The sequence below is a fragment of the Bradyrhizobium tropiciagri genome (genome assembly GCF_001189845.1).
Lineage (GTDB): Bacteria > Pseudomonadota > Alphaproteobacteria > Rhizobiales > Xanthobacteraceae > Bradyrhizobium > Bradyrhizobium tropiciagri.
The window spans coordinates 18,783-42,519 of record NZ_LFLZ01000067.1 but is presented as its reverse complement, the minus strand read 5'-3'; the positions used below and the strand labels follow the sequence as shown (position 1 = coordinate 42,519).

The window sequence follows — 23,737 nt, the reverse complement described above, 5'->3', positions numbered from 1 at the left end:
CCCGCGGGATTTTAAGGAGGAGGTTATCAACATGGCAGGTATTGCACGCAATGTACTGATACTGGCGGCCGCCCTGTCGGGCGCGGCGTTCAGCGCACCGGCCGCAGCGCAAAACGAGCAGTTCGTTCCAATTCTGTCCTACCGGACCGGACCGTACGCTGTGAACGGCGCCCCCTACGCGAACGGCGTTGTGGACTACTATAACCTGATCAATGAGCGTGACGGCGGCATCAACGGCGTCAAGATTCTGTTCGAAGAGTGCGAGACGGCTTACGCGACCGACAAGGGCGTCGAGTGTTACGAGCGCCTCAAGAGCAAGGGGCCGACCGGGGCGGCGTTTATCAACCCGCTGTCGACCGGCATCACCTTCGCACTGACCGAAAAGACCGCGACCGACAAGATCCCGATCATCACGATGGGCTACGGCCGCGCCGATTCCAAGAACGGTGCGGTGTTCGCGTACAACTTCCCGTTGCTCGGCACTTACTGGTCCGCGGCCGATATCGCGATCCAGCACATCGCCAAGGAACTCGGCGGGTTCGACAAGTTGAAAGGCCGGAAGATTTCGCTGCTGTACCACGACAGCCCCTATGGCAAGGAGCCGATCCCGATGCTGCAGGTGTTGGCGCAGAAGTACGGCTTTGAGTTCACCCCGATCCCGGTCACGCACCCCGGTGTCGAGCAGAAGTCGCAATGGCTGGCGATCCGCCAGCAGCGGCCGGACTATGTCCTGGTCTGGGGCTGGGGCGTCATGAACAGCACTGCGATCAAGGAAGCAGCGGCTGTTGCCTATCCGCGCGACAAGTTGGTCGGTGTTTGGTGGTCGGGCGCAGAGCCGGATGTGACGCCGGCAGGTGATCAAGCCGCCGGCTACAAGTCACTGATGCTTCAGCATGGCGCCGGCAAGTTTCCCGTGCATGCCGACCTGGAGAAATACATCTACGCGAAGGGCAAAGGTTCAACCGAGCCTGGCAAGATCGGCGAAGTTCTCTACAACCGCGGCTTGGCGAATGCCATGCTCGGCGTGGAGGCGATCCGCAAGGCGCAGGAAAAATTCGGCAAGAAGCCGCTGACGGGCGAGCAGGTCCGTTGGGGGCTTGAGAACCTCATCCTCACCGATGCACGTATCAAGGAACTCGGCTTCGAGGGGATGTTGAAGCCGGTGAGCATTTCCTGCTCCGACCACGAGGGCGCCCGCTACGGGCGCGTCCAGCAGTGGGATGGCAAGGGTTGGAAAATCATCTCGGACTGGTACACGGCCGACGAATCTCTCATCGAGCCGCTCGTCGCGGATGTGTCCGCGAAGTATGCCGCGGAGAAGAAGATCAAGCCGCGCGACTGCGCGAAGGAAACCTGAGCATGCATGAGCGATCCGGGATGCAGGTTTGCCTGCTCCCGGATCCCGCAAGGTGCAACCATTTGGAGGTCCGCGCGTGTCAACTGCCAAGGTCGCCATGACGACGGAAGCGGCGCTGGTTCTGTCGGTCAACAATATCGAGGTTGTCTATGATCACGTCATCCTCGTGTTGAAGGGCGTATCGCTGGAGGTGCCGCGGGGCGGCATTGTTGCGCTTCTCGGCGCCAATGGCGCCGGCAAGACCACGACGCTGAAGGCGGTCTCCAATCTGCTGCACGCGGAGCGCGGCGAGGTCACCAAGGGCTCGATCCTGTTCGATGGCGTCGAGGTGAAGTCCTTGTCGCCAAATGATCTGGTGCGGCGCGGCTGCATTCAGGTGATGGAGGGGCGTCGTGCCTTCGCTCATCTTACGGTCGAGGAGAATATCCTGACCGGAGCCTTCACGCGCAGGGACGGCAAGTCAGCCATCGCGCAGGATCTCGAACGGGTCTACGCCTATTTCCCGCGCCTCCGCGAACGGCGCGGTTCCACCGCCGGTTATACGTCGGGCGGCGAACAGCAAATGTGCGTGATCGGCCGCGCGCTGATGTCGCGCCCGAAGATGATCCTGCTCGATGAACCTTCGATGGGCCTCGCGCCGCAGATCGTGGAGGAGATCTTCGAAATCGTGAGGGGCCTCAACATCAAGGAAGGCGTCTCATTCCTTCTCGCCGAACAGAACACCAACATGGCGCTCAGATATGCCAGCCACGGCTACATCCTCGAAAATGGCCGCGTCGTGATGGACGGCGAAGCGCCTGCGCTCGCCGCAAACGCCGACGTCAAGGAATTCTATCTTGGCGTCGCCGGCGATAAGCGAAAATCATATCGCGATGTGAAGCACTACAAGCGGCGCAAGCGTTGGCTGGCTTAGCGGATGAGGGCGTTTGCCTGCTTTCTCGGCAACCTGTGCCGTCGGGCAACTCAATGATTGGCGATCCGTCCGGCCTCGATCGCCGGGGCGCTATGGCCCGGATCAATCTGCGGTTCGTCCGCGCGAATGCGCGAGGGCCATCCGTACCGTGAGGCCAGCAGCGTGAGCTTTTCTCTGACGAGGTAATGCGCGGGAGCTTCGAGGAAACGCCAGACGAACCACGCCAGTGCGACCATGCATGCCACGACAAACGCAGTCGAGAACGCGTCCGGCGTTGGCGTGATCAGGAGCAGGATCACGTAGCCGAGCTGCAGATGCAGCAGGTAGAGCGGGTAGGTGATGCCACCCACGGCCCTGACCAGGCTGTCCGGCAGCGGCACCGACTTGATGCGGGTGGCGGCGAACACGATGCCGAGCGAGACGATGCAGATCGCGGTGACGACGCGCGGATCGAAGCTGCCATGGGTGTGGACGCCGAGCCGCTCCAGCTTGTGGACGGCCTGGAACGTCGCCGTTCCCATCGCCAGCGTCAGCAGGCTGTAGAGCCTCATGTCGCGCCGTCCGCGATAGTGCTCATAGATCAGGAGCCCGACGGCAAAGAAGCCGCTGTCGTCGGCCATGAACAGCTTCTCGAACAGGGGAACATCGAGCGTCAGTTCGTTGGCGAAGGTGATCGCGATCCACGCCACGATGATGGTGTCGATCCGCCGCGGGAAGATGCCCCAGGCCAGCAGCAGCGCGACCCAGGCGTAGAACACGACCTCGATCACCAGCGACCAGTAGGCGTCATCCATGTAGGGCTGGCCGAGCATCGGCGCTGCGATGAAAAGGTTGGCGAGCCACTGTCCGCACGTCACCTGAAACCAAGCATGGCCGAGCAGCAGCGTCGCAAGGAAGGTCAACGTCATGCAGATGACGAAGGTCGGATAGATCCGGCTGAAGCGGGCGATCGCGAAACCGACCGGCGTGCGGCCTTCCGTCGAATAGGCGATGACGAAGCCGGAGATCGCGAAGAACACGGGGACGCCGAGGAAGCCATACTGGGCGACCGGGGCGAGATACGGCAACGCCACCATTTGTGCGCCATGCGATGCGGTGCCCCAGAAGCCGTAATGATACAGGATCACGGCCCCGACCGCGGCGAGCCGCAGCAGGTCCAGCACGGGAACACGGCTCGGATCCGCATGTTTAGGAACATTTGGCATATGCCGGTATTTTGGCCGCCAGCCGTGAAGGCGTCCTTAATCCGGCCGGCGAAACGGCGGTTGGCCGTTCACGTTTGCAGGAGACCGGTGGCGACGCCGGCGGCCGCGCTGAGCACGACCACCACGAGCGGCGGTGCCCGCCAGGCCGTGAGCAGGACGAAGCCCGCCAGCGCGATGCCAAAATCGAGCGGACGCTGCACGCTGCTGGTCCACACCGGATTGTAGAGCGCGGCACCGAGGATGCCGACCACCGACGCATTGACGCCGCGCATCATCGCCTGCGTCGCCGGCCGCTTGCGGAATTGATCCCAGAACGGCAGCGCTGCGAGCAGGACGAGAATTCCCGGCACGAAGATGCCGACGAGGCCAACGACCGCGCCCGGCGCGCCGCCGATCATGGCGCCGAGATAGGCGGCGAAGGTGAACAGCGGGCCCGGCACGGCCTGCGCGGCGCCATAGCCGGTGAGGAACGCATCGTCGCCGATCCAGCCCGGCGTCACCACCGCTTCGCGCAGCAGCGGCAGCACGACATGGCCGCCACCGAACACCAGCGCACCGGAGCGGTAGAACGCCTCGAACAGGCCGAGGCCGGGCCATGCGCGGGCGAGGAGCGGCAGCCCGACCAGCAGGGCGAGGAAGAGGATCAGCGCGGCGACGCCAGCGCGGCGCGACACCGGCATGGCGATCTGCGTGACGCCGTTGGCCATTTGCGCCCGGCAGAACCAGAGCCCGGCGAGGGCGCCGAGCACGATGGCGCCGATCTGCGCGATCGACGACGGACTGGCGAGGATGATGAGCGCCGCCACCGTCGCGATCGACGCGCGCTCGCGGTCGGGGCAGAGCGAGCGCGCCATGCCCCAGACCGCCTGCGCCACGATCGCCACCGCGACCAGCTTGAGGCCGTGCACCAGCCCTGCGCCGGCCGGGCCGCTCAATCCGCTGGCGCCAAAGGCGAACAGCACGAGCGCGATCGCCGACGGCAGCGTGAACCCGGTCCAGGCCGCCAGCGCGCCCAGATAGCCAGCGCGCATCAGGCCGAGCGAAAAGCCGACCTGGCTGCTGGCGGGGCCGGGCAGGAATTGGCAGAGCGCGACCAGATCCGCATAGGCCTGCTCGTCCAGCCAGCGCCGGCGGATGACGAACTCGTCGCGGAAATAGCCGATATGGGCAATCGGGCCGCCGAAACAGCTGACGCCGAGCTTGAGGAAGATGAGCAGTACCTCCAGCGGCGAATGCGACGCGCTCGCGATGGAGGGCGGTGTGTTGGGCTGCCGGACCTCGGTGTCGTTCACGCGTCGTCAATTCCCTGATTGGCGTCGGACGAAGATATCGCGATTTGGTGACGCTTGCGCGTGCCGCTCAGCCGATCCAACCGAGCAGCCGGAACCAGACCAAACGGCGCTAGCATGACAAACGAGATCGCGCCACGACGAGCCGCCGGGCTGGTCGGCACCGCCATGCCGGCGGCGACCACGATCGGCGCGGCCTGATACGACAGCAGCGAAGTCGCGGCTCTAGTCGAAGCGCCGATGGCAGACGGCTTCGATACGGTTGCCGTCCGGGTCGCGCAGGAAAGCTCCGTAGTAGTGTCGATGGTACTCGGGCCGAAGGCCCGGCGCGCCTTCGTCCGATCCTCCTGCCGCCAGCCCGGCTTGCCAAAATGCGTCGACCTGCTCCCGGAGTTGCGCCTTGAAGCACCAATGCCGGCCGTGTGCTGCTTCCGGCACCGGTCCAGGGCGTATCAGCAGATAGGTCAGGTCGGGATGATATGCGTCGCAGCGCTCGCCGTAGCTGATCCACGTATCACCGCTGCTCATCTTGGTGACGCCGAGAGCTGCCATCACCGCGTCGTAGAAGGGCTCGGCGGCGCGTATGTTGGAGACGGTGATGGAGACGTGATCCAACATGAACGATCTCCCCTGACGGCGCCGAAACGGCGCGCCTGTCTATCACATGCGGGTCCGCGCCGTATCGGGCGCATCACTCGTAGCGCATGTTCTTCGACGGCCGGCGCGCCGCAGGCATCGCCAGTACGACGAGACACAGCGCGATCATCGCCAATCCCATAAATTCGAATGCAAATGCGTCCACGGGCCGTTCTCCCCCATCAGAAGCAGTTAGACTTGTTGGGGGAGCGTTGACGCGCTGTTAAGCCTTATGGTTACCGCCGCGAGCCTCCCGGCATGGTGGAGGGTGAGTTAACGCTCACGACGGGCATCGCGGGAACCGCGCACGCTAGGCCACGAGCTTCGGCAGCGCGGCGGCGAGCGCATCGACCGCAAGCCGAACTTTCAGCGGCAGGCGCGGCGTCGGCAGCCACAGCGCATGGCAGTCATAGGGCAGTTCGCCCTCGGTGCCGAGAACGCGGACCAGCGCGCCGCGCTCGAGGCGCTCGCGTACCAGCCAGGAGGGCAGCCACGCCAGCCCCATGCCGCGCGCGGCGGCGTCGGCGATCGCTTCGAGATCATCGAGCTTGAGCCGCCCCGCCGGCCAGACCTCGCGCGGCGGCGCACCGTCGCGCGGGAACAGCCATGGGCGCGCGCGGCCCAAGCGGCGATAGACGATCGCCTGGTGCTGGTCGAGCTCGTCGAGCGTGCGCGGCTTGCCGTGCGCCTTCAGATATGCGCGCGAACCGCACACCACCATGCGCTGGCGCGCGATGCGCCGCGTGATCACGCTCGCCTGCTCGGCGAGCTCGCCGGTCCTGATCGCAAGGTCGTAGCCGCCTTCCATCAGGTCGCGACCGGATCGCCGAACGAGAGATCGAGCTCCAGCGCCGGATATTTCTGCGCCAGCTTGAGCAGCAGCGGCGCCACGCAGTGCCGGCCCAGCAGCGCCGGCATGGTCACCTTGAGCCGGCCGCGCGGTTCGGACAACGCGTCGGCCGCGATGGCGTCGGCGGCGTCCGCCTCGGCCAACACTGCGCGGCAGCGTTCGTAATAGGCCTGTCCGAACTCGGTCAGGCTCTGACGCCGAGTGGTGCGGTGGATCAGGCGGACGCCGAGCCGCTGTTCGAGGAAGCTGACATGCTTGCCGACCATCGGGCCCGACATCTCGAGCGCGTCGGCGGCGGCCGCGAACGAGCCGAGATCGACTGCCCTGAGAAACACGGCCATGCTGGTCAGGCGGTCCATCATTCGAAACTCCCAGTTTTGACTGTTCAGTCTGCGGGCTGATTTATCCGCTGAATTGGCCTTGGCATAGCTCCATTCAATTCAACTGTTTTGGAGTGTTGCCGATGACTCGTGTCGTTCGCTTTCATCAAATTGGTGGTCCCGAGGTGCTGCGGATCGAGGAGGTTGCGATTGCGCCACCTGCGCGCGGCGAGGTCCGGATCCGGATCAAGGCGCTCGGACTGAACCGTGCCGAGGCCCTGATGCGCAGCGGGACCTATATCGAGACGCCGGCGCTGCCGTCCGGCCTCGGCCTCGAAGCCGCCGGCCTTGTCGAGGCGATCGGCGATGGCGTCGTCGATTTCGCGCCAGGGGATGCGGTCAGCATCGTGCCGCCGATCTCGATGGCGCGATGGCCGGCGTACGCCGAGCTCGCGGCATTCCCGGCCGAGCTGGTCGTCAGGCATCCGCCGGCGCTTGCGTTCGAGACGGCGGCCGCGCTGTGGATGCAATATCTCACGGCGTATGGCGCCCTGATCGACATTGCGAAGCTTGGCCGGGGGGAGTTCGCCGTCATCACGGCAGCATCGAGCAGCGTCGGGCTCACCGCGATCCAGATCGCCAATCGCATCGGCGCGATCCCGATCGCGGTCACGCGCAGCTCAGCCAAGGTGCAGGCGCTGCGCGACGCCGGTGCCGCGCATGTGATCGCGTCCGCGGAGGAGGACCTGCAATCAAGGCTGGAGCAGATCGCGGGGCCGGACGGCGTCCGCGTGGTGCTCGATCCCGTGGGCGGCCCCGTCTTCGCGCCGCTGACAGCAGCGATGGCGCATGGCGGCATCCTGATCGAGTATGGCGGGCTCAGCCCCGAGCCGACGCCGTTTCCGCTGTTCACGGTGCTGAGCAAGAGCCTGATCCTGCGCGGCTACCGCGTGCACGAGATTGTCCAGGATCCTGCGCGGCTCGCCGCGGCGAAGGCGTTCATCCTCGACGGGCTGGCGGACGGCGCGCTGAAGCCGATCATCGCGCGGACGTTTCCGTTCGAAGAGATCGTCGAAGCGCACCGGTATCTGGAATCGAACGTGCAGTTCGGGAAGATCGTCGTGACGGTGTGAGGGATCGTAGGATGGGTAGAGCGAAGCGAAACCCATCGTCCCGCCACGTGGATACAATTGATGGGTTTCGCTGCGCTCTACCCATCCTACGAAACTCCTCGCAATGACGCCGGTGCCTCACGTCCCGCAGAACGTCTGCGTCACCATCTGCTCGGGCAGCGGCGGGTCGGCGTAGGCGGCGAACTGCGGCTGATCCTCGAACGGCTTTGCCAACACCGTCAGCAACTCCTCGAATGGCGCGTAATCGTCGTTGTTGACGGCCGCCTGGATCACCGCCTCGATGCGGTGGTTGCGCGGGATGAACGCCGGATTGACGGCACCCATCGCCGCCTTGCGCTCGGCAGGCGTCTGCGGTTCCAGCGCGAGGCGGGTGCGCCAGCGGGCCGCCCATTCGTCGAACGCGGCGGCGTCGGTGAACTGCGCGCGGACGTCGGCGGCGTTATCGGCCGCGGCGTCGCCGAGATGACGGAAGGTCAGGGTGAAGTCGGCCGTGTTCTTGGCCATCGTGTCGAGCAGGTCCTGGATCAGCGCCTCGTCGCCGTCGCGCGCGGTGAACAGGCCGACCTTGGCGCGCAGCCCGGCCTGATAGGCCGCGGTGAACTTTTCCGGGAATTCGCCGAGGATCGTCTGCGCCTGCTCGATCGCCTTCTCCTGCTCGCTGTCGAACAGCGGCAGCAGGCACTCGGCGAGCCGGGTCAGATTCCACAGCGCGATGCGCGGCTGGTTGGCGTAGGCGTAGCGGCCCATCTCGTCGATCGAGGAGAACACCTGCGCCGGGTTGTAGGCGTCGAGGAAGGCGCAGGGACCGTAGTCGATCGTCTCGCCCGAGATCGAGGTGTTGTCGGTGTTCATCACGCCGTGGATGAAGCCGACCAGGAGCCAGCGCGCGACCAGCGACGCCTGCCGCGCGACGACACCGGCGAGCAGGGCGTGATAGGGCTGCGCCGCATCCCTCAGCTCGGGATAGTGCCTGGCAATGACGTGGTCGGCGAGGGCGCGCACGCCGTCGGTGTCGCCGCGGGCGGCGAAGAACTGGAAGGTGCCGACGCGGATGTGGCTCGCGGCAACGCGGGTCAGCACCGCGCCCGGCAGCGCGGTCTCGCGCATCACCGGCTCGCCGGTGACGACCGCGGCCAGCGACCGGGTGGTCGGGATGCCCAGCGCGAACATCGCCTCGCTGACGATGTATTCGCGCAGCACCGGGCCGAGCGCAGCGCGGCCGTCGCCACGGCGGGAGAACGGGGTGGGGCCAGATCCCTTGAGCTGGATGTCGCGGCGGACGCCGTCCTTGTCGATGACCTCACCGAGCAGGATGGCGCGGCCGTCGCCGAGCTGGGGAACAAAGTGCCCGAACTGGTGGCCGGCATAGGCCATGGCGATCGGGTCGGCGCCGTCAGGCAGCCGCTTGCCGGCGAGGATTTCGGCGCCTTCCGGCGTCGACAACAGGTCCGGATCCAGCCCGAGCTGGACCGCGAGCGGCCGGTTCAGCTTGATCAGCCGGGGGGCGGCCACCGGGGTCGGCGCGACGCGGGCGAAAAAGTTCGCCGGCAGCGCCGAATAGGTGTTCTGGAACGGGAAATGGATGGTCATATCGGGAAGATAGGCCCGCGGGCCGAATAGGCAAACGATTGGCGGCCTCGGTGCGGAAAATCTGCGGTTTGGCCCGAAAAGGCGGCGTTCCATTGGTTGCCGCACCCGGCCTCGTCGGGTAAACCCTCCGCAACTTCGGACAGGGCATTTTGGCCCTGTCGCGATTCGACCCTCCGACATCAGTTTTTGGAACGAAAATGCATCGCTACCGGTCACACACATGCGGCGCGCTCCGTGAGAGCGATATCGACCAGACGGTCCGGCTCTCAGGCTGGGTCCACCGGGTCCGCGACCATGGCGGCGTGCTGTTCGTCGATCTGCGCGACCATTACGGCATCACCCAGTGCGTGGCCGATCCGGATTCGCCGGCCTTCGCCGAGGTCGAGAAGTTCCGTTCGGAATGGGTGGTGCGGATCGACGGCAAGGTCCGCCGCCGCCCCGCCGGCACCGACAATCCCGAACTGCCGACCGGCATGGTCGAGATCTACATCAAGGAGATCGAGGTGCTTGGCCCGGCGGCCGAGTTGCCGCTGCCTGTGTTCGGCGAGCAGGAATATCCCGAGGACATCAGGCTGAAGTACCGCTTCCTCGACCTGCGTCGCGAGAAGCTGCACCAGAACATCATGACCCGCGGCGCGGTGGTCGATTCCATGCGCAAGCGGATGAAGGAGCAGGGCTTCTTCGAATTCCAGACCCCGATCCTGACGGCGTCCTCGCCGGAAGGCGCGCGCGACTTCCTCGTGCCGTCGCGCATCCACCCCGGCAAGTTCTACGCGCTGCCGCAGGCGCCGCAGCAGTACAAGCAGCTGTTGATGATGTCGGGCTTCGACCGCTACTTCCAGATCGCGCCGTGCTTCCGCGACGAGGACCCACGCGCCGACCGCCTGCCTGGCGAGTTCTATCAGCTCGACGTCGAGATGAGTTTTGTGACCCAGGACGACGTGTTCGCGGCGATGGAGCCGGTGATCACGGGCGTGTTCGAGGACTTTGCCAAGGGCAAGCCGGTGACCAAGAACTGGCCGCGGATTCCGTTTGCCGAAGCCGTGCGCAAATACGGCTCCGACAAGCCCGACCTGCGCAACAAGATCGTGATGCAGGAAGTCTCCGAGCACTTCCGCGGCTCCGGTTTCAAGGTGTTCGCGCGGATGCTAGAAGACCCGAAGAACCAGGTCTGGGCGATCCCCGGCACCGGCGGCGGCAGCCGCGCGTTCTGCGATCGCATGAACTCCTGGGCGCAGGGGGAGGGCCAGCCCGGCCTCGGCTACATCATGTGGCGCGAGGGCGGCGAGGGCGCAGGTCCGCTTGCGAACAACATCGGTCCGGAGCGGACGGCTGCGATCCGCGACCAGCTCGGCCTCAAGGAAGGCGATGCCGCGTTCTTCGTCGCCGGCGATCCGGAAAAATTCTGGAAGTTCGCGGGCCTTGCGCGCACCAAGCTCGGCGAGGAGCTGAACCAGATCGACAAGGATCGGTTCGAGCTCGCCTGGATCGTCGACTTCCCGATGTACGAGTATGACGAGGAGAACAAGAAGGTCGACTTCTCGCACAACCCGTTCTCGATGCCGCAGGGCGGGCTTGACGCGCTGAAGTCGCAGGACCCGTTGACGATCAAGGCGTTCCAGTACGACATCGCCTGCAACGGCTACGAGATCGCCTCCGGCGGCATCCGCAACCACAAGCCGGAAGCGATGGTGAAGGCGTTCGAGATCGCCGGCTATGGCGAGCAGGAGGTCATCGACCGCTTCGGTGGCATGTACCGCGCGTTCCAGTATGGCGCTCCGCCGCATGGCGGCATGGCGGCCGGCCTCGACCGCATCGTGATGCTGCTCTGCGGCACCAACAATCTGCGCGAGATCTCGCTGTTCCCGATGAACCAACAGGCCATGGATTTGCTGATGGGCGCGCCGTCGGAAGCGACCCCGAAGCAGCTCAAGGAACTGCACATCCGCACCAACCTGCCGGCGAAGAGCTAGGCGGGTCGTCACCTCGCCCCGCAAGCGGTTACTTGGGGGCGAGGCGCGGTACTTGCGCAATTTCGGAATATTAGAAATATATCCCTGATTTGCCCGACCTGTCAAGCTGCCTGGCCGAACGCCGGCAGCCGCCAGCTCCTTTGCATGGGGTTGTTTTTCGATATTTGGCAGCGCGGCCGCAAGCGGGCGACTTCTGTCGCTTAGCCCGGATGGAGCGAAGCGAAATCCGGGGCGGTCTCTCCAACGGCGACACTGTTTCCGGATTGCGCTTCGCTCCATCCGGGCTACGGGATTGAATGGAAGCTTACAGCCCCGTCGAGGCCTCGATCTTGAATTGCGCCAGAGCCGATTGCGGGTCGGTCTTGAGCAGTTGCATCAGCTGAAGCGCCGGCGCTTTGGCGCGCGGGGTCAGCTTGATGACCAGCGTCTGCCCGGGCGTCTCGATGAACTGGCTGATCGCGGTGACGAGGGCTGTCGCATTCGGATTGCCTCCGCCGGCCGCGTCGCCCTGTGCCCTGATGCTGTCGAGGATGGCTCTGCGCGCCTCGTCGCGGCCGACGTTCTGGGTGCGGGCGAACTGGGCGACCGCAAGGTCGATGACGCCGAGGTCGTGGACCACAAGCTCGATCGTGCCGGCCTCGATCTGCGCGGCTGCGCCCATCGCTTCCGCGGCGCTGACCGAAAATGCCTCGCGCGGCACGTTGCCGAGCGTGAGCTTCGCCGATGCATTGAGCAGGCCCGCCATGTCGAGCTTGGCCGGCTCGAGGGCGAACGACCGTGACGTCTCGGTCCAGGCAGCGCCGAGATCGGCATCGACGGCCATCCGGTCGATGCCGGCTGCGACCAGTGCCTGCTGCTGCGGATCCGCTGCATCCAACGGTGCAGCCATCTTGGCGACCAGCCGCAGTTTGCTCGGGATCGTTCCGACGAACTGACCCCAATCGAGGCTGAGGACGTCGATGTTGACCGGCTTGCCGGTGGCCTTGTAGGGCGCCGTGACACCCTTGATCTCGACGCCCTCGATCAGGGGAAACAGCGCCAGCGTCTGTTCGGCCGACGGCTTCTGGCCTGCGAACTGCGACGACAGCCGCAGGAAGCTCGCGACATCGAGCGCCTTCAGCGCGAAGCGTCCGACCTTGAAGGGGCCGTTCGGCGCATGGGCGTCAATTCCCTCGACCGCGAGCTCACCGATCTTGCCGCGTTCGAAGTTGAATCGCATTGAAGAGAGCTTTAGCTGCGTCTGCGGTGCCTGTGGCGCCTCCATCGAGAGCCCGTGCATCTCAGCATTTCCTATGCTGAAGCCCGAGTAGAGGCCGGCGATGTTATCCAGCAGTTCGCGCGCCTGAGCCGGAGATGGCGGCGGACTCCCCGGCGGCGGGATCATTGCCATCAACGACGGCAGCCGCATCCGTGACGGGTTGATCCTGACGTCATCGATCGTCACGCCGTCGATCCGCATATTCAGGCCGGGCGTGGCGTTGATGACGTAGGGACCGGCCGAAACATGTCCCTGAACTCGGTACTCGTGGTCGTCATTGGCCTTGGCGGGATCGAATATCGCCGCCATCGCGTCGACGTCGATATCGGTCGCGACAATATTCGAGAGCTCGCCGGTTGTCTTGAGTGGCTTGCCCCTGGGTTGGGAGTTGAATGTGAAGACGGCGCCGTCGGTCTTGCTGGAAGCGATCTTCCCGTCCTTGATGTTGTCGAGCACAACGTTCGAATAAGTGTATTCGCCGCTCATGCTGTCGGCACCGGACGCGACGGTCTTGACCGTTCCGGTCAGGCTGGGGGCCGTGATCGACGAGGCGCTGACGCCGGCCAGATAGGTGAGGCCGAACCCGTAGAGATCGAACAGCGATGCCGACTTCCGAAGTTGACGAACACCGGTCGGGCCGGTGAAATCCTTCACCGTGACCTGCGGCACCTTGTAGTTGAGCGTGACGGCCTGTTTGTCGCCCATCGTGGCATCGACCTCGACGTCGCGGGCCTCAAGGCTCGCGGCGGAAAAGCGCGAGGTGTCGGATCGGTCGACGCCGTAGGCCATCACGGTCGCCGCCTTCAGCCTGAACGGCGGCTGCGTGCCGGTTTCGACGGCGATATCCCCCATGGTCAGGGTGCGCTGCATCAGGTCGAATGAAATCCGGCCATGGCTCGCCGTGCCGCCTTCGGCGCGGACCTGGTCGAATACGGCCTCCACGGCGCTCGTGATCCGCCGCTGGGTATAGAGGTCGAAGCCGAAGAAGCCGCCGATCGCAATCACGACGACCGCGATCAGGCCGAGCAGAATTTTCTTCATTCGGTCAACTCCGGATCATCAAGGGAAAAAAATTGCCAAGCTGCGGCCGAACGGTGCAGCATCGGTGAACTGGGCCGTCCAGGCCTGTTGACGGGGGTATTATCGGATGTTGCATCCAAGCGGCCGGACATGCTTCACATCCAGCTCGATTTGCCGGACAACTGACTTTTGCCTGGATTAGCACAGAAACAAGAAATTTGGGCTGGAAACGCGGGGAGCACGTATGTCGTCATCGTCTGAAGAACTCCATAACGCCGCGCTCGCCTATCACCGGCTGCCGCGCCCGGGCAAGCTCGAGATCCAGGCCATCAAGCCGCTCGCAAACCAGCGCGACCTGGCGCTGGCCTATTCGCCGGGTGTCGCCGCGGCCTGCACCGAGATCGCCAAGAACCCGGCCGAGGCGGCGACGCTGACGGCCCGCGCCAATCTCGTCGCGGTGGTCTCGAACGGCACTGCGGTGCTCGGCCTCGGCAATATCGGCCCGCTGGCCTCCAAGCCCGTCATGGAAGGCAAGGCGGTGCTGTTCAAGAAGTTCGCCGGCATCGACGTGTTCGACATCGAGATCAAGGCCGACACGATCGAGCGCGTGGTCGAGACCGTCGCGGCGCTGGAGCCGACCTTCGGCGGCATCAATCTGGAAGACATCCGCGGACCGGAGTGCTTCGAGATCGAGGGCCAGCTCAAGGAGCGCATGAAGATCCCGGTGTTCCACGACGACCAGCATGGCACCGCCATCATCGTCGCCGCCGCGATCGTCAACGGGCTGCTGCTCAACGGCAAGCAACTGAGCGATGTGAAGATCGTCTGCTCCGGCGCCGGCGCCGCCGCAATCGCGACCCTCAATCTGCTGGTGTCGATGGGCGCGCAGCGCAAGAACATCTGGGTCTGCGACATCGACGGTGTGGTTTATGACGGCCGCAACACCACGATGGATCGCTGGAAGGCGGTCTATACCCAGAAGACCGACGCACGCGTGCTGGCCGACGTCATTCCGGGCGCGGACATCTTCATCGGACTGTCGGCGCCGGGCGTGCTCAAGCCCGAGATGGTCAAGCAGATGGGGGACAAGCCGCTGGTGATGGCGCTTGCCAACCCGGTGCCCGAGATCATGCCGGACGAGGCGCGGCTGGCGCGTCCCGATGCGATGATCTGCACCGGACGGTCGGACTTCCCGAACCAGGTCAACAACGTGCTGTGCTTCCCGTTCATCTTCCGCGGCGCGCTCGATGTCGGCGCCACCGCGATCAACGAGGCGATGAAGCACGCCGCAGTGGACGCGATCGCGCAGCTCGCGCGCGATCCGCCGTCGGATGCGGTGGCCCATGGGTTCGAGACCGGCGAGACTCAGGGCTTCGGCCCGGGCTCGCTGATCCCGAGCCCGTTCGATCCGCGCCTGATCCTGCGCATCGCGCCGGCCGTGGCCAGGGCCGCGATCGAGTCCGGCGTCGCGACCCGGCCGATCACCAATTTCGACGAATACGCGGCGAGCCTTGAACGTTTCGCGTTCCGCTCCGGCCTCACCATGAAGCCGGTGTTCGCCAAGGCGAAGACCCAGCCGGTGCGCGTGATCTACGCCGAAGGCGAGGATGAGCGGGTGCTGCGTGCCACCCAGGTGGTGCTGGAGGAGAAGCTGGCGCGGCCGATCCTGGTCGGCCGTCCGTCGGTGGTCGAGACCCGCATCAAGCGCTTCGGCCTGTCGATCAAGGCCGGCCGCGATTTCGACCTGGTCAATCCCGAGGACGATCCGCGCTACCGCTCCTATGTGCAGTCCTATATCGACGTCGCCGGCCGCCGCGGGGTGACGCCGGAGGCGGCGCGGACCGTGGTCCGCACCAACAACACCGTGATCGCGGCGCTGGCGGTGTCGCGCGGCGAGGCCGACGCGATGCTGTGCGGGGTCGAGGGCCGCTACATGAGCCATCTGCGCCATGTCCGCGAGATCATCGGCTTCCTGCCGGGGGTCAGCGACTACGCCGCGCTGGCGCTGATGATCACCTCGACCGGCGCCCATTTCATCGCCGACACCCAGGTGCGGCCGAATCCGAGCGCGGAGGAATTGGCGGAAGTGGCCTCGCTCGCGGCGATCCACGTCCAGCGCTTCGCCTTCAAGCCGAAGGTCGCGTTCGTGTCACATTCCGACTTCGGCAGCTATGATACGGACTCCTCGCGCAAGATGCGGCGGGCCACCCAGCTCCTGAAGGACAAGCATCCGGAGATCGAGGCCGACGGCGAAATGCAGGGCGACACCGCGCTGTCGGCCGCGGCGCGGCGCATGGTGCTGCCGCAATCGCGGCTGGAAGGCGAGGCCAACATCCTGATCATGCCGACCCTCGATGCCGCCAACATCGCCTATCAGATGATCAAATCGCTGGCCAACGCGTTGCCGGTCGGGCCGATCCTGATCGGTCCGGCGCGCCCGGCGCACATCCTCACCCCCGGCGTGACGGCGCGCGGTATCCTCAACATGACCGCCGTCGCCGCAGTCGAGGCCCAGGAGCGCGCCGGCCGCGCGCAGCCGACGCTGTTCGGCTGACGGGCGTTGTTTGAGCACGTTATGTTCGGAGAACCGCAGCGCGGTTTTCCGCATCGTACGCGAGCCCAGATGGATTCGATTTGATCGAAGCAGGCGGAGCGACCATAATCGCTGCGCCTGCTTCGTCCGATTTCTACCATCCAGTGAGGCCGACCCATGCCAGCGTTCATCACCTTCGGACGGATTCTGTTTGCCGTGCTGTTCCTCTATTCGGGAGCGAGCAAGTTGTTCGGCATCCAGGCCACCGCGGATGTGATCGCAGCGAAGCTGACGATCCCGGCCATCGCCGCACCGTATACCCAGCAGATCGAAACCGTCGTCGGCATGCCGTTCATGCAGCTGCTGGCGATTGTGGTCGGTGGCTTCGAGATACTCGCCGGGCTGATGATCGCGGTGAATGTGCTGGCGCGGTTCTTCGCGCTCCTTTTGATCATCTATGTGTGCGTCGTCACCTTCTACTTCCATGATTTCTGGAACCAGCCGGCGCCCGACAATCTCAGGACCCTGATCGACGCGCTGAAGAACCTGTCGCTGATCGGCGCGCTGTTCATCATCGCCGGCTACGGCCGCGGCCCGCGCCGCGACGACCCAGCGTATGGGGATGTGTAGAGCACAGCGGCGTAGGATGGGTAGAGCGTAGCGAAACCCATCATCGGCGCCGCGGGTATAGTCGATGGGTTTCGCTTCGCTCTACCCATCCTACTGACTTCGATCAATCGTCAACCCGTCCGCCGCCACGGCGTGACGCTAACGTCGTGCTCCGCGTCGATCAGTTGCGGCTGGCCGGCGTGAAGGCCGTGCGCTGACAGCACCTGCTGCGGGGTGCGGGCAGGGACGCCGGGAAAGCACGGCTCGCCGTCGGGGATGCGCACCTTCGGCGCGACCGAGAGCCAGAACGTGTCGTAGCGCTCCATGAACATCCCGAACACACCGGGACCGCCGATGATCGCGACCATGCCCGAGGTCACGCCGGCCTCGCGGCGCGCTGTCTCGAACGGGCAGCCGGCCGGATTCCACAGCAGCGCTTTCGGATTGGCTGGATCAGGCGCGATGGCCGCGACCTGGCTCGTGAGGATCAGGCGGCGCCGCTTCGGTGCGTTCGGCTGCTCTTCCTGGGAGTGGCGGCCGTGCACGACGAGATCGGCGCGGTCGAGGGCAGCGGTGAAGAACCGCTTGTCGCCCTCGATCTTGAGATCGTCAGGCATGACGTTCCGCGCGTTCGCCAACCGGCCATCGGCGGAGACGATGACGAAACCCTCGATACGCAATCCAGACACCGGGACTTGGCCGGCGCGCTTACTGATCGACCGTGGTGACGACGCTGTTGACCGGCCGCGAGCTCACGGTCGGCAGCTTGACGTCCTTGGCGAGCTCCTGCTCGTATTGCGGCAGCACGGTCGCCGGGAATTTGGCGCGCATCGCCACGACCTTGTAGCCGCCGGCCTTGAGCTGCGTCAGCAGCGTCGGCAGGGCTTCCGCGGTGTGCTTCTGGAAGTCGTGCATCAGGATGATGCCCTTGCCGAGCTTGGCGAGCTTCTTCATCACGGTGTCGATCACCTGCTGCGAGTTCTTCGACTTGAAGTCGAAGGAGTCGAGGTCGCAGGAGAAGATCGCGATGTTGCGGTTGCCGAGATAGGTGACCATCTCGGGCGGATGCTGCAGCGCCGGGAAGCGGAAGAACGGCGAGGGGGAGGTCTCGAGCGCCCACTTGACCGCGGCCAGGCCGCGCTCGATCTCGTCCTTCTTCTGGTCCTCGGTCAGCTTCTTGTTGTTCAGGTTCTCGTGCGACCAGGTGTGCGAGCCGACGGTGTGGCCGGCCGCATAGACCTGACGCAGGATCTCAGGGTGATAGGTGGCGTGCTTGCCGATCGGGAAGAAGATGCCCGTGGTGCATTCGTCCGCGAGCGCCTTCAGCACCGCCGGCGTGTTGCCCGGCCATGGACCGTCGTCGAAGGTCAGCACCACCTCGTGGTCGCGTAGGAAGTCGAGCTGCTTGAAATGCTCGAAGCCGAAGCCCGGACCGCCTGTGGTGTCGATCTCGACGGTGCGGGCAACGCCGAGCGCGTTCGGATTGGTGCAGGCGGCGCGCGCCGGCTGCGGCGGTTGCTTCGGCGGGACGGGAGCAGCGGCTGCGGCGGGCGCCGGTGCCGCGGCGGGAGGCGCCGGAGCTGCGGCCGCGGGAGCTGCCGCCGGCGCAGCGGTGGCGCCCTTGGCGGGCGACGTTTGCGACCAAGCTGCGCTCGACGCGAGCAACGATACGGTCCCTGCGAAAATCAGACCTGCCGCAATGCGCATGGTGTGTTCCCTGCTGATCGCGCTCCAGGTAGCGGCATCGCCGCGACCGGACCGCTTTCGCCCCCATCCGATCGTACCCTAGTCGCAGTCGCGACGCCAAGGCAATGAACGTGGCGCCCGCGTGTCCAAAATCCTCGTGGGATCAGTTAATTCCGGGGATTATTGTGGCTTCTCAGGCCGCCGCCAATGCCCGTGCGATCCCGGTCTTGATGCGGGTGTCGTCGGGCGTGACCGACTCAGGGAAGACATCCGCGATGTAGCCGTCGCGGCCGATCAGGTATTTGTGGAAATTCCAGCGCGGCAGGTCCTTCGGCCGCGCCTCCGCGGCCCAGCGGTAAAACGGATGCGCGTTCGCGCCGCGGACCACCGTTTTCGCCGCGATCGGGAAGGTGACGCCGTATTGATGCTGCGCGGTCTCGGCGATCTCGGTCGGGCCGCCGGGCTCCTGGCCGCCGAAATCATTGGAGGGCACGCCGATGATGACGAAGCCGCGGTCGTGGAACTCGGTCCACAATTGTTGCAGACCGGCATATTGCGGCGTGAAGCCACAGAGCGAAGCCGTGTTCACGATCATCAGGGGATGGCCGGCATAATCGGCAAGGCGGATGTCGCCGCCGTCGAGTGCAGGGAATGAGAAGGCGTAGGCGGTGATCCGGCTCATCGGCGGCTGCTCAGCATGCAGCGCACGGGAGCCTGCGGCCGCGGCGAAGGCCGCCACGATCAGTGTCCTGCGGTCCATCATGGTCTCGTCCCCGGAACAGATGCGGCTCGCATCATAATCCAGCGGGCAGAGCCAAGCTTTCAAGAAGGCGTTATGGTGGTAGCCCGGATGGAGCGCAGCGCAATCCGGGTCCTCATTCTCCGCGGACAGACTGTCCCGGATTTCGCGGAGCCTGCCATCGGGCGCGCGTTCGCGCGACCCGTTGGCTCCATCCGGGCTACGATCGCATCAGCGCAGCGGCAGGATGAAGTCGGTGCCTTCTCCGGTCTCGCCCTGGTTGACGCCGAGGTCGGAGACGATGATCGATCCGCCGGTGCCGAACGCTTCGTTGATCCGCGCCATCACGTCAGAGGGAATCGAGATGCGGTCGAGCGCTTCGGCCGGGCTGTTGGTCGCCGGCTGCGGCTTGACCTCGACCGGCGCTGCGGCCGCCACCTTGCGGCGATGCGAGGCGCGCTCCTCGACGTCGATACGGGCGGCGTTGCGGGTCGGCAGCGTTACCACCGACCAGCGCAGCAGGTTGGCATCTGATTTGTCGGCTTCCGCGGTGAACACATGGGTGCCGAGCGGCCGGTCGCCGGCCGCGATCGTCACCGGCACCTCGAACAGCGGCGCAAAGTTCTGCCGCACATAGAGCTTGGAATCCTTGCGGCTGATGAACACCGCGATCTGGCCGGCGCGCTTCGACACGTCGATCTTGGCGATGCCCGGCAACCGTGCCGGATCCTTGGCTACATCCTTGTTGGCGTCGGGCGCGTCGGCTGCGGTTGCTGCTTCGGCGGGCCTGTCGACGGCCTTCACGCCATCCGCCGCTTTGGCGGCGTCCTTGGCCGCATCGGCCATCGGCGCATCGGTCTTAGGCGCATCGGTCTTCGACACGTCGACCTTGGGCGCCTCGGCGACATCAGGCTTGGCGGCATCCGCCTTCGGTTCGTCGGCCTTGGCTTCGGCCTTCACCGGGTCGTTCGCGGAGACCTCCGGCTTCGGCGTGTCGGTGCTGCCGGTGGTGTCGCCGGCCGACTTGTCGTCGGAGGCGACGCTGCCGTTGCCGGCGGAATTGGTCTCGGCCGGCTTGTCGGCCGCGGCGATCCCGGGCTTTGTCGGCTGCGCCGGGTCCGTTGCAAGCTTCTCCGCGATGGGATCGCTCGCCGCGGAGGACGCGTCGGACATCGTCACCGATGCACGCGCGCCGCTGGCATCGGCGGTGTGGGTGTTGTCGCGCAGCGACGCGGCGGCGGCATGGCCGACGCTGGTGCGCAGATCGAGTCCGGTCTGCGGCTTGTCCGCGCCCTTGTCGCTCTTCACGCCGAGCGGCGCATCCATCTTCAGAATCTCGTCGGCCACCGGCTGCTGCGGAGCGATCTTCTGCGTCACCAGCAACGGATGCGAGAAATTCTCAGGAGAGATCGCGCCCGGGGTGACGAACACGCGGGCGCCCATCCGCGTCCAGTTGTACATCTTGACCGCAAACGACATCGGCATCCGGATGCAACCGTGGGAGGCCGGATAGCCGGGCAGCACACCGGCGTGCATGGCGATGCCCGACCAGGTGATGCGCTGCATGTACGGCATCGGCGCGCCGCTGTAGATGTTGGACTGATGGTACTTCTGCTTCTGGATGACGCTGAAGACGCCCATCGGGGTCGAGTGCCCCTTCATGCCGGTAGACACCGGGCTCTCGGCATAGAGGCCGTTGGCGTCGTAGATCCTGACACGCTGCTGGTCGATCGAGACCGAGATGATCAGGGGACCCTGCGGCTTGCTGCCGACCTCCTTCTCGATCGCCGGAGTCTTCTTGACGAGATTGCGCTTCGGCTTCGGCCGAACCGGCTGCGGCATCGGCTCGACATCGCCGTAATAAGCGGAGTCGCGGTTCCAGTAGAACAGCGCCGCGTCGGCCTGCGAGGAGGCGGCCACGGTGCCGGCTGCCGTCAGAATTGCAAACTGCCAGAACCGCCCATTCGCAGAATCAAAAATCGAAATCCGACGACCGCTCGCGCGCATATTCCGAATCCCAGTCCAAACTATCTGTTGGTTGTCGCAGACGCGGTACGCGTTCACCAGCGCAAGCGATCTAACCCTTCCGTGAGGGGCGAATTTTCGACGAAAGAGTAACAAAAAAGCCTCACAAGAGGTTAAAGCGCCGGGCGCGATCACCGAACTGTCAGCGCCTTCCTGCGCGGCGTTTGCGCACTACATAGGCGGGACCCACCCCGCGGAGACCTCAATGACATCGAGAACTGTGAGCTTCTGTGACGTGCGACGGCTGTCTCGATGGGGGTGCGCGGCGCTGCTGATGTTGCTCACCTCATTGGCGACCTTGGGGCAGGCAACGCCTGCGGCGGCAGCCGACGAGCCGGACCTGATCTTCCGCCGCTCGACGGTGTTCAAATGGGTGAGCCCCAACGACAAGCTCGCGACCTATGGCGTCGACGACCCCGAGGTCGAGGGCGTCGCCTGTCACTTCACGGTGCCAGAGAAGGGCGGCTTCAAGGGCTGGCTCGGCCTTGCCGAGGAAGTCTCTGATATCTCGCTGGCTTGCCGGCAGATCGGGCCGATCCGCTTCAAGAACAAGCTCGGCCAGGGCGACGACATGTTCCGGCAGCGCCGGTCGCTGTTCTTCAAGAAGATGCAGATCGTGCGCGGCTGCGACGCCAAGCGCAACGTGCTGGTCTACATGGTCTATTCGGACAAGCTGATCGAAGGCTCGCCGAAGAACTCGACGTCGTCGGTGCCGATCATGCCATGGGGCGCGGCCGATGCCACCGCGGTGCAGAAGTGCGGCGAGTTCATTCAGTAGCGGGAGCAGGGGCTTGGCCCCGGTGGTTGAAGCAGCGGGAGAGCTAGCGCTTGGTTTGCCCGAACTGCTTCGCGCCAACGTTGAAGCCCGGCTTGAGCTTCGAGTCGCGGCAGCCGACGAGGCGGACCAGCTTCTGCGGCGCGCACTCATTGTCGCCCATCACATAAGCGCCCTGCTGCGGCATCGCGGCCGTCATCTGTTGCTGCTGGCCGGATTTGCGGGCCGCGGATTCATTGCCAACACCGATGTTGCCATTGCCCACGACTGACATCCTTCGTTGGATTGGATCACAACAATCCGTTGGATCGGGAATCCCGACAACGTGCCACCGCGGAGTTGGTTGCACGGCGCACAGATGAGTCGCCGGAACCGTCGCCCGGTTCATGCCGCCCTTGCTGGACTGCTTCCTGTCTCAGCAGAGGAAAGTTAAGAAAGCGCGGTAGAGCGCTCAGTCTGCTTGCATATTCCAACCATCCACAGGTGCGCAGGTTGAGCGCGCGAAATCTTGAGCAGGATGGTTCCTGCACCGCAGCCGCTGAAAACATTGAGGTTTTCCGCTGAATGTTTCGTGGACCGCCCGCTGACGAAACAATTCTCGTCCCGACGAAACCATTTTCGGCTTGTTCCGCAGAACTCCCGAAACGGCAGATCGTTATCAAACCGTCAACACAACGGCGCCGGGCGCCGACCCGAAATGACGGAGACTGTCAGATGCGGACCATGAGCCTGATCCTCGCCTTCGCCTTCGTGATGGCTGGTTCGTCTATGGCTGGCACCCCGGACACCGGTTTGCCCGGCATCGGCACCTTCTCCTATAACGGCTCGCCGGTCGTCACCCCGGTCCCGATGGTGGTGGCGCAGGCCAACTGATCGCGACGCGAAAAACAGAAACGCCGGCAAAGGCTCCCCATGTTGCTCCGAATCTGTTCCGCCGCGATGCTCGCATCGCTCGCCTTGATCGGCCCTTTGGCGGGTTCCGCGCAGGCTCAATCCCAGCTTCCCCTCGAGTCGATGCAGATCCGGTCGCTGTACCGGGTGCCTGAGCCGCGCGACGAATTCGTGCGCCAGTGCGCGCCGCATATGCTCGGCCGCTGGGCCCATCCTGAGGCCGTGTGCGGTTGCCTGCACGATCATGCCGCTGCGACGGTGGACGATCCCGATCTCCGCCAGGCGCTGCTGCGCGGGATCAGCGAGACCGGCGTTCCGACCATCGAGACCGATTGGGTGCCGCCGTCCAAGCAGGGCGAGATCGGCCCGACCTTCACCAAGATCGCCAAGCCGACGCTGCAATGCATGTTCGAGCCGATCTCGAACTGAGCGGCGCGTCAAAGCGGTGATGAAGGATGCGCCTCGCGACAGCGGGGCGTTTATTTTTTGGCGAGGCGCGGCACGCAGCTGCGGGTGCGCACCACGCCGTTCTCGCTCAGCCTGGAACCAGTGACCTGCTTGATCTGCCCGGCGGGGCACGAGCCATCATCGACAAAGACGCGCTGACCGACCCTGAGGTCGACGATGTCACCCTCGCGCATGAAGGACTGCTCTGCGGCGGCGGAGTGAACCATCGCGCCAAGTGCTGCGATGCTGACCAGCGCGACCTGTCCCATGCGCAACATGGCGGCCTCCTTCACTTGTTCTGGATCTTGAGCCCGTCGGGGCCGACATTGATCTGCAGGCCTTCGGGTTGCTTCTTCGCCTGGTAAAGATTGTAACCGAGCATGCCCGCGATCACGACCAGCGCGCCGATCACGAGATACAGGACGTTGCGATTGGGCATCCGGTATCTCCTTAAGCGGACACTGACTCAACGACTCAACGCGCGCGAC

At 65.1% G+C, this 23,737-nt stretch carries 21 protein-coding genes and 1 pseudogene; 9 read left to right on the top strand and 13 right to left on the bottom strand.

Translation table 11 applies throughout. The annotated features are described in order from the left end of the window. Nucleotides 1-31: 31 nt before the first annotated feature. Complete coding sequence (locus AKN84_RS35300) at nt 32-1,357, top strand: ABC transporter substrate-binding protein (protein WP_050425058.1); 1,326 nt, start codon at nt 32-34, stop codon at nt 1,355-1,357. A gap of 97 nt (nt 1,358-1,454) precedes the next feature. Then, on the top strand, nt 1,455-2,270 hold the full coding sequence (locus tag AKN84_RS35295; RefSeq protein WP_050425057.1) for an ABC transporter ATP-binding protein: 816 nt from the start codon (nt 1,455-1,457) through the stop codon (nt 2,268-2,270). 50 nt (nt 2,271-2,320) lie between these two features. Here the strand turns inward: AKN84_RS35295 and AKN84_RS35290 are convergent, their stop codons facing one another. The 4 genes and pseudogenes from AKN84_RS35290 to AKN84_RS35275 all read right to left on the bottom strand — a co-directional run bounded on the left by AKN84_RS35290 (nt 2,321) and on the right by AKN84_RS35275 (nt 6,609). Continuing rightward, nucleotides 2,321-3,433: an acyltransferase family protein gene (locus AKN84_RS35290; protein WP_128971442.1), complete on the bottom strand. Its 1,113-nt coding sequence runs from the start codon at nt 3,431-3,433 to the stop codon at nt 2,321-2,323. Nucleotides 3,434-3,543: 110 nt separating this feature from the next. Further along, nucleotides 3,544-4,767 (bottom strand): chromate efflux transporter, encoded by a 1,224-nt coding sequence (chrA, locus tag AKN84_RS35285; RefSeq protein WP_202814719.1) that lies wholly within the window; start codon nt 4,765-4,767, stop codon nt 3,544-3,546. A 222-nt stretch (nt 4,768-4,989) separates the two neighbouring features. Beyond that, nucleotides 4,990-5,382 carry a VOC family protein gene (locus AKN84_RS35280; RefSeq protein ID WP_050425055.1) on the bottom strand — a complete coding sequence of 131 codons (393 nt, stop codon included), beginning with the start codon at nt 5,380-5,382 and terminating at the stop codon, nt 4,990-4,992. Nucleotides 5,383-5,710: 328 nt separating this feature from the next. Next, nucleotides 5,711-6,609, bottom strand: a pseudogene (locus AKN84_RS35275) (LysR family transcriptional regulator). Between the two features lie 104 nt (nt 6,610-6,713). On the opposite strand from AKN84_RS35275, the gene AKN84_RS35270 reads away from it, so the two are divergent. Next, the gene (locus AKN84_RS35270; protein WP_050425054.1) at nt 6,714-7,703 is read left to right on the top strand and encodes a zinc-dependent alcohol dehydrogenase family protein; all 990 of its coding nucleotides are present in this window, start codon (nt 6,714-6,716) and stop codon (nt 7,701-7,703) included. 117 nt (nt 7,704-7,820) lie between these two features. Here the strand turns inward: AKN84_RS35270 and AKN84_RS35265 are convergent, their stop codons facing one another. Then, nucleotides 7,821-9,293, bottom strand: a complete 1,473-nt coding sequence (locus tag AKN84_RS35265) for a protein adenylyltransferase SelO (RefSeq protein WP_050425053.1) — start codon at nt 9,291-9,293, stop codon at nt 7,821-7,823. Between the two features lie 197 nt (nt 9,294-9,490). On the opposite strand from AKN84_RS35265, the gene aspS reads away from it, so the two are divergent. Further along, nucleotides 9,491-11,266, top strand: coding sequence for an aspartate--tRNA ligase (gene aspS / locus AKN84_RS35260; protein WP_050425052.1), 1,776 nt, complete (start codon nt 9,491-9,493; stop codon nt 11,264-11,266). Between the two features lie 304 nt (nt 11,267-11,570). On the opposite strand, the gene AKN84_RS35255 is transcribed toward aspS, so the two are convergent. Next, complete coding sequence (locus tag AKN84_RS35255; protein WP_050425051.1) at nt 11,571-13,565, bottom strand: hypothetical protein; 1,995 nt, start codon at nt 13,563-13,565, stop codon at nt 11,571-11,573. 223 nt (nt 13,566-13,788) lie between these two features. Here AKN84_RS35255 and AKN84_RS35250 point away from each other — a divergent pair, with 223 nt between their 5' ends. Beyond that, entirely contained in the window at nt 13,789-16,098 is a 2,310-nt protein-coding gene (locus AKN84_RS35250; protein ID WP_050425050.1) for an NADP-dependent malic enzyme, read from the top strand. A 156-nt stretch (nt 16,099-16,254) separates the two neighbouring features. Next, a complete protein-coding gene (locus AKN84_RS35245; protein ID WP_050425049.1) occupies nt 16,255-16,707 on the top strand; it encodes a DoxX family protein in 453 nt (150 codons plus the stop codon). Nucleotides 16,708-16,817: 110 nt separating this feature from the next. On the opposite strand, the gene AKN84_RS35240 is transcribed toward AKN84_RS35245, so the two are convergent. From AKN84_RS35240 to AKN84_RS35225, 4 genes are all read right to left on the bottom strand, one after another. After that, nucleotides 16,818-17,375, bottom strand: a complete 558-nt coding sequence (locus AKN84_RS35240; protein ID WP_050425048.1) for a dihydrofolate reductase family protein — start codon at nt 17,373-17,375, stop codon at nt 16,818-16,820. A 19-nt stretch (nt 17,376-17,394) separates the two neighbouring features. Next, on the bottom strand, nt 17,395-18,393 hold the full coding sequence (locus AKN84_RS35235) for a polysaccharide deacetylase family protein (RefSeq protein WP_050425047.1): 999 nt from the start codon (nt 18,391-18,393) through the stop codon (nt 17,395-17,397). Between the two features lie 172 nt (nt 18,394-18,565). Continuing rightward, a complete protein-coding gene (locus tag AKN84_RS35230) occupies nt 18,566-19,135 on the bottom strand; it encodes a glutathione peroxidase (protein ID WP_050425046.1) in 570 nt (189 codons plus the stop codon). 207 nt (nt 19,136-19,342) lie between these two features. Then, nucleotides 19,343-21,118, bottom strand: a complete 1,776-nt coding sequence (locus AKN84_RS35225; protein WP_050425045.1) for a L,D-transpeptidase family protein — start codon at nt 21,116-21,118, stop codon at nt 19,343-19,345. 292 nt (nt 21,119-21,410) lie between these two features. Here AKN84_RS35225 and AKN84_RS35220 point away from each other — a divergent pair, with 292 nt between their 5' ends. Beyond that, the gene (locus AKN84_RS35220; RefSeq protein WP_050425044.1) at nt 21,411-21,914 is read left to right on the top strand and encodes a CreA family protein; all 504 of its coding nucleotides are present in this window, start codon (nt 21,411-21,413) and stop codon (nt 21,912-21,914) included. A 43-nt stretch (nt 21,915-21,957) separates the two neighbouring features. On the opposite strand, the gene AKN84_RS35215 is transcribed toward AKN84_RS35220, so the two are convergent. After that, on the bottom strand, nt 21,958-22,185 hold the full coding sequence (locus AKN84_RS35215) for a hypothetical protein (RefSeq protein WP_050425043.1): 228 nt from the start codon (nt 22,183-22,185) through the stop codon (nt 21,958-21,960). A 440-nt stretch (nt 22,186-22,625) separates the two neighbouring features. On the opposite strand from AKN84_RS35215, the gene AKN84_RS48240 reads away from it, so the two are divergent. Then, nucleotides 22,626-22,784, top strand: a complete 159-nt coding sequence (locus AKN84_RS48240; protein WP_167351893.1) for a hypothetical protein — start codon at nt 22,626-22,628, stop codon at nt 22,782-22,784. 39 nt (nt 22,785-22,823) lie between these two features. Then, nucleotides 22,824-23,231: a hypothetical protein gene (locus AKN84_RS35210; RefSeq protein WP_128971441.1), complete on the top strand. Its 408-nt coding sequence runs from the start codon at nt 22,824-22,826 to the stop codon at nt 23,229-23,231. A gap of 50 nt (nt 23,232-23,281) precedes the next feature. On the opposite strand, the gene AKN84_RS35205 is transcribed toward AKN84_RS35210, so the two are convergent. Together AKN84_RS35205 and AKN84_RS48235 are read right to left on the bottom strand one after the other, a co-directional pair. Beyond that, nucleotides 23,282-23,542 (bottom strand): DUF6719 family protein, encoded by a 261-nt coding sequence (locus AKN84_RS35205; RefSeq protein WP_128971440.1) that lies wholly within the window; start codon nt 23,540-23,542, stop codon nt 23,282-23,284. After that, on the bottom strand, nt 23,539-23,688 hold the full coding sequence (locus tag AKN84_RS48235) for a hypothetical protein (RefSeq protein WP_021079695.1): 150 nt from the start codon (nt 23,686-23,688) through the stop codon (nt 23,539-23,541). Before AKN84_RS48235 ends, AKN84_RS35205 begins: the two co-directional genes overlap by 4 nt. Nucleotides 23,689-23,737 lie beyond the last annotated feature (49 nt).